Raw genomic sequence first — 4,895 nt, forward strand, 5'->3', positions numbered from 1 at the left:
AGTCGCGCCATGGCCGAAGCGCCCGGCATAGGGCAGCCTGACCGTCCGGCCAGGAAGCCCCGGATGCAGCCCGGCCAGCAGCACCACATCGCGCCCGCGCACCATGGCCATCTGCGCCAGTTGCCGCGCGGCCTCGGCTGCCGCATCGGCCTCGGCCACAAGGGCCGTCTGCTGGCTGGTGTCGGCGGCGTCGCCTGCCCACAGCGCCAGCACCGCCGGGGCCTGCGCCACGGCAAAGCGGTATTGCGTTTTCAGCCATTCGGCGCGGGCGGTCGGCGCGCTCATGGCCAGCCCGCCGTCACGTCGATCGCCGCCAGCGCCGCCAGATCGGCCGCGCCGGCGATGGCCGCCCTCAATTCACGCCCACGTTCGTGGCAGGCGACGATATGCGCCATCGCCGCAAGGCCAAGCGCGATCGTGGCGGGCGCGTCGAGCGCGACGACGCTGTTGTCGGCCAGTGTCCAGTCCAGCGAAAACGGCTGCCCGGCGGCGAGGGCGATCTGCGCTGCCGCCACCGCGCCGTTCAGCCGCATGATGCTGTCGCGGCTGGTGTCGGCGCGGCCCGAAGGTGTTTCGCAGCCGCCGAATTCGGCCGCGTCGCGCGCGGCTTTTGCCCGTTCCCACGCCCGGACGCGGGCGGCCGCCAGCGATTCGACCGGCACGCCGCCAACCAGTTCCAGCGCCAGCCCCGCCCGCACGGCCGCCGAGGCCGCGGCATCGAGCGCGACCACCGCGCCCGCACCCAACGCGGCAAGGGTGGTGTTGTCCTCGCCGGTCGCCACCACCTTGCCATCCGATACAAGGGCAAAGCTGCTCATGCGGCGCTGATTTCCACACTGCCGGAAAATTCACCCGATCCGGTGTTCGCAGTCGAATTGCCGCTGTTTTTCATGGTCCAGAATTTCGCCCGGAACTGCCTGGTGGCGCCGGCGCTGTTCGTCGTCGAGTGGCTGGCCGACACGAAGCCGACATCGGCCAGCCCGTCGCCGTGAATATAAAGCGAGGTAGAGCCGACCGAGGTGGAACCGAAGCCGGGTGCGCCGGCGTCGGTGACATTCTCGATCGAAACGGCGGCCGCCAGCGCCACGGTGCGGTTGCCCAGCCCGTCGTCGACGGCGCGATACTCCATGCCGCCGTGGGCGGATATGGTGGCGCCATCGGCCACGATCAGATCGACCGTGCCCACCACAACCAGCGATCCGGTGGAAGACGGCGCGCCCGCCGCCACGCTGGCGCGGCTGGCGGCTGCGCCATCCTTCGGTGCGGCCACCGCAATCGCCATGTCGATGGTCTTGCCGCCGTGCGCCGCGCGCACGGTGAAACTGGCCGGCAGCGCCGAGAGCGCCGTCAGGGTAAAGCCGCCAGCGCCATCGTTCGATGCCGTGCAGTTCGTCTGCGCGGGCAGCGTGAAGGTGGCGGCGGCCGTGACATCGGTGCTGCCGGCATAGACGATCATCTGCACCGACTGCGGCAGTTCGCCGGGCTTTGCCGTGCCGTCGGCGAACTGCGCCACCGTCATCACCGGGCGCGACGCAGCGATCGAAAGCCCGTCGGCGCCGGCGTCGGCCAGCAACTGCCACTGGGCCGAAGGCGGCGCGTTGCCGGCCGCCGAGACATGGGCGCTCTGGCAGGTATAGGAAGCCCCGCCCAGCGCCACCACGTCGCCCGCCACATAGGCGACGGCCGCCGCCCAGGCGCCGCGATTGACGTTGCGCGTCGCGCCGTCCTCGGGCTTGCCGGCGCCATCCACCTGCGCGCCCCAGTCCACCTTGTCCTGCGTGGCCAGATCGCCAAGGCCGGCGATGTCGGCCGCCAGCAGGATGGTCGCGATTTCGCCCTCGTTGTGCACACGATCGTTGCGGTTATACCCCAGTTGCCGCCGATGCGTCGGCATCACCTGCCCGCGCCGTTCGACGCTGATCAGCGCAGGCCCGCCGAATTCCACCGAAGGCGCGCCGGGGGCCAGCCGCCCCAGCGCGATCTGGCCGGTGGCATCCAGCGCCCAGAATGCGCCCAGCGGGCACAGCAACTGGTCCAGCAGGCCGGCGGTCGAGCGTTCGTCATCGACCAGCAGGCCGCAGGGACCAGGATAAAGCGCATCGAACGCGGCCACCGTGCCGGCGGCAAAGGCAAGGCCGCTGCGCGCCGCCACCAGCGCCCCGGCGATTCCGGCCGCAGTATCGGGGCCGGCGGCCACCAGATCGGCGGTCAGCGGATAGGCGGGCGTCGTCCATGGCCGCACCAGCGTCAGCCCGCCGGCGTCGAGGCACCAGTCGGCCGCGCCGGCGGCGGGCACGTTCGCCTGCAACGCCGCAAGGTCGGCCCGCGCCACACCGGCCAAAAACGCCGCGCCGCCATCATAAATGGCCGATACCGCGCTGCTGGGCCGGGCGTGCAGCAGCCAGATGTTGTTCACCCTGTCGACAAGGCTGGCCGGAACCCCGGCAAGCCGCCCCCAGCCCGCCGGCACCACCTGCCCCGAAAGATCCCCGGCGCCGGGGCCATCCAGCAGCGCGTTGCCGCTGCTGCCGAACTTCACCGGCTGGCCGGGTTGCCGCAGCGGCTGGCCGGGATCGACCAGCGTCAGGGCAAGCAGCCCGTCGGCGCTGGTGGTGGCTTCATCCACCACGAACGGCCAGGCGGCGGAAAAATCGCCGTCGGCCGGGTCGGCGCCGGTTGGCGGCCATGCCGCCATCCGCAGCGTGCAGGCCGCGCCCTTCCACACCAGCGAAGGCCAGCCGGCCGTCGGCAGGGCGGAAGCCGGGTTGCCGGGTGCGGCGTCAACAGCGATCCGCAACTGCCCCACCTGCGGCGTTGCGCCCTGGCCGAACGATCGTCCGTCAAAGCCAAGGTCCAGTTCCGGGTCGGGCAGCGCCACGATCGCCGGAAGCCATTGCTGGCCGAAGAAGCTTGCATGATGGCGGGCGTTCGCCACCAGCCGCAGCGTCTGCACCGCGCCGTCGGCGGCCCGGCGCGGCGAAAGCGTCACCAGCGTTACCGCGCCCATCAGACCAGCACCCGCGCATAGACGCCCAGAACACCGGGATCGACAAGGCCGCCGCCGCTGCCAAGCGCAGCGGAAATCTGCGCCAGCAGCGCCGACTGGCGTTGCAGTTCCGTCATCTGTTCATCCGCTGTGCCGTTCAGTTCGGCCAGCCGGTCGTTGGTCAGGTCGCGCGCGGCGTCAGATGCCTGCTGCACCTTTGCCTGCGCCTGCGCCAGCAGCGCCTCCAGCGCCGTCACCGCCTCGGCGCGGGGCGCGGCATATTCGCCGGTGGTGCCATAGGCCTGGCGGCGCAGGTCCAGCTCGCGCTGGATGATCGCCGCCAGCGCGTCGCTCTGGCCGATGTCGCCGCCATCCACCAGCCCCTGCAACCGCCGGCGTTCGGCGCCCAGCGACTGCAACCGTTCGGCGGCCGATCCTTCGGCGCGATTGCCGAACTTCAGGTCGTCCAGCAGCGCCTTCACGCTGGCCGTCGCCTTTTCCGTCTGTTCGGCGATCAGCCGGGCGCGTTCCTCGCCGTTCAGGCGCTCGATTTCATTGATCTCGAAGCCGTAATCGCGGGCGACGCGCAGCCGTTCCTTCATCTGCCGCTCGAAGTCCTGGAACACGCCGGCGAACGGGTTTCTGGCGTTCGCCAGCAGCTTTTCCAGATCCTGCACCTTCACCGCCTCGGCCACGGCGCGGTTCAGATTGTCGGCATAGCGTTGCAGTGCCTGCTGCACGCGCGGCGACACATTGGTGATCGCGCCATCGTGAATGGCGTTCGCCATCGCCAGCGCCATGGCCTCGTCGGCGGATTTGGTTTCGACCACCTGCCCGCCGCGCGCCTTGGTGCGCCCCATGCCGGCGTAATCGACGTAATATTTGTCCTTCCTGGCCGAAATCGAAACCCTGGCATCGCCCAGATCGCCGCCCAGTGCCGCCGCGATGTCGGCCAGGCTGCCGATCACCGCGTTCGCCGACGATGCGGTGGCGCGACGCAGGCTGTCGTTGTTGCCGCTCTGGCCGGAAACGCTGGCCTGCCCGCCGGTGATCGAAACCGTGGCGCTGCCGGTTTTCGCCTTTGAAAACAGCCCGCCCAAAAGCCCGCCGGCGATCGAACCCAGAATCGATCCGATCGGCCCCATGGCGCCGCCCAGCGCGCCGCCGATCGCCTTGCCGGCGGCCTTGCCGGCCACTTCGCCCAGCACGCCGCCGATGGCGCCGCCGATCATGCCGCCCTGGCTGCCGCCGCCCACCAGCGCCCCCATGTTGGCGCCGAACCCGGCAGTCGCCAGCGTGTTGCCCAGCAGTTTCGCGAAGTCGCGCTCGCCGAAGATGCGGGCCAGCGCCCCGGTGATCGGATCGGCCACCGCCTGCTTGAACCAGCGCGTCTGCCCCAGCGTGTCGGCGCCATATTGCAACACGCCCCCCAGCCTGCCGCCGACGCCGCGAAAATCCCCGCTGGCGATCCCCTCGGCCATGGCGATGGCGCGCGCGGCCGCGCCGCCGAAGGCCTGCCCCAGCGCGCCTGCCTGTTCCAGAATGCGGGCCGTCGCCGCATCGCCCAGCAGCCGCCCGCCCTTTTCCAGTTCGGCCGCCAGACGCTGCGCATCGATGCTGTTTTCGGCACGGCCGACGGCGGCCGACAGATCGTCGTTGCCGCGCGCCGCTTCGGCCGCGCGGAAATGGTCGGCCACCATGCCGGGCCTGAAGATGTTGAAGGCCGCCGCCTTCGAGGCGGCCGTCACCAGCCCCTCGATCAGCCGCGCCTGCGCTTCGGCGGCGCGCCTTGCTTCGCGTGTTGCGGCATCGGCCGCACGCCCGGCTTCGCGGGCGGCGGTGTCGGCCAGCCGCTTTGCCTCGCGCTCGGCTTCCTGCCGTTCCCGTTTTACCTGCCGCCCGAAATCGC

General features: G+C 70.9%; 3 protein-coding genes and 1 pseudogene. All 4 read right to left on the reverse strand.

What is annotated here, in order from left to right; translation table 11 throughout:
* Positions 1–285: hypothetical protein (locus AC16JP_RS00730; RefSeq protein ID WP_484338685.1), on the reverse strand; the 285-nt coding region annotated here is incomplete at its 3' end.
* The gene (locus AC16JP_RS00735) at positions 282–818 is read right to left on the reverse strand and encodes a DUF4376 domain-containing protein (protein ID WP_484338686.1); all 537 of its coding nucleotides are present in this window, start codon (positions 816–818) and stop codon (positions 282–284) included. The genes AC16JP_RS00730 and AC16JP_RS00735, both read right to left, overlap by 4 nt.
* On the reverse strand, positions 815–3,007 hold the full coding sequence (locus AC16JP_RS00740) for a carbohydrate-binding protein (RefSeq protein ID WP_484338687.1): 2,193 nt from the start codon (positions 3,005–3,007) through the stop codon (positions 815–817). Before AC16JP_RS00740 ends, AC16JP_RS00735 begins: the two co-directional genes overlap by 4 nt.
* A pseudogene (locus AC16JP_RS00745) lies at positions 3,007–4,895 on the reverse strand (hypothetical protein); the annotation flags it as partial. The pseudogene AC16JP_RS00745 and the gene AC16JP_RS00740, both read right to left, overlap by 1 nt.

The organism is Sandaracinobacteroides sp. (genome assembly GCF_057137845.1).

Bases quoted from the DNA above. Each gene is read 5' to 3' on its own strand.
- AC16JP_RS00735 (WP_484338686.1), bottom strand. From the start codon at position 818: ATGAGCAGCTTTGCCCTTGTATCGGATGGCAAGGTGGTGGCGACCGGC.
- AC16JP_RS00740 (WP_484338687.1), bottom strand. From the start codon at position 3,007: ATGGGCGCGGTAACGCTGGTGACGCTTTCGCCGCGCCGGGCCGCCGAC.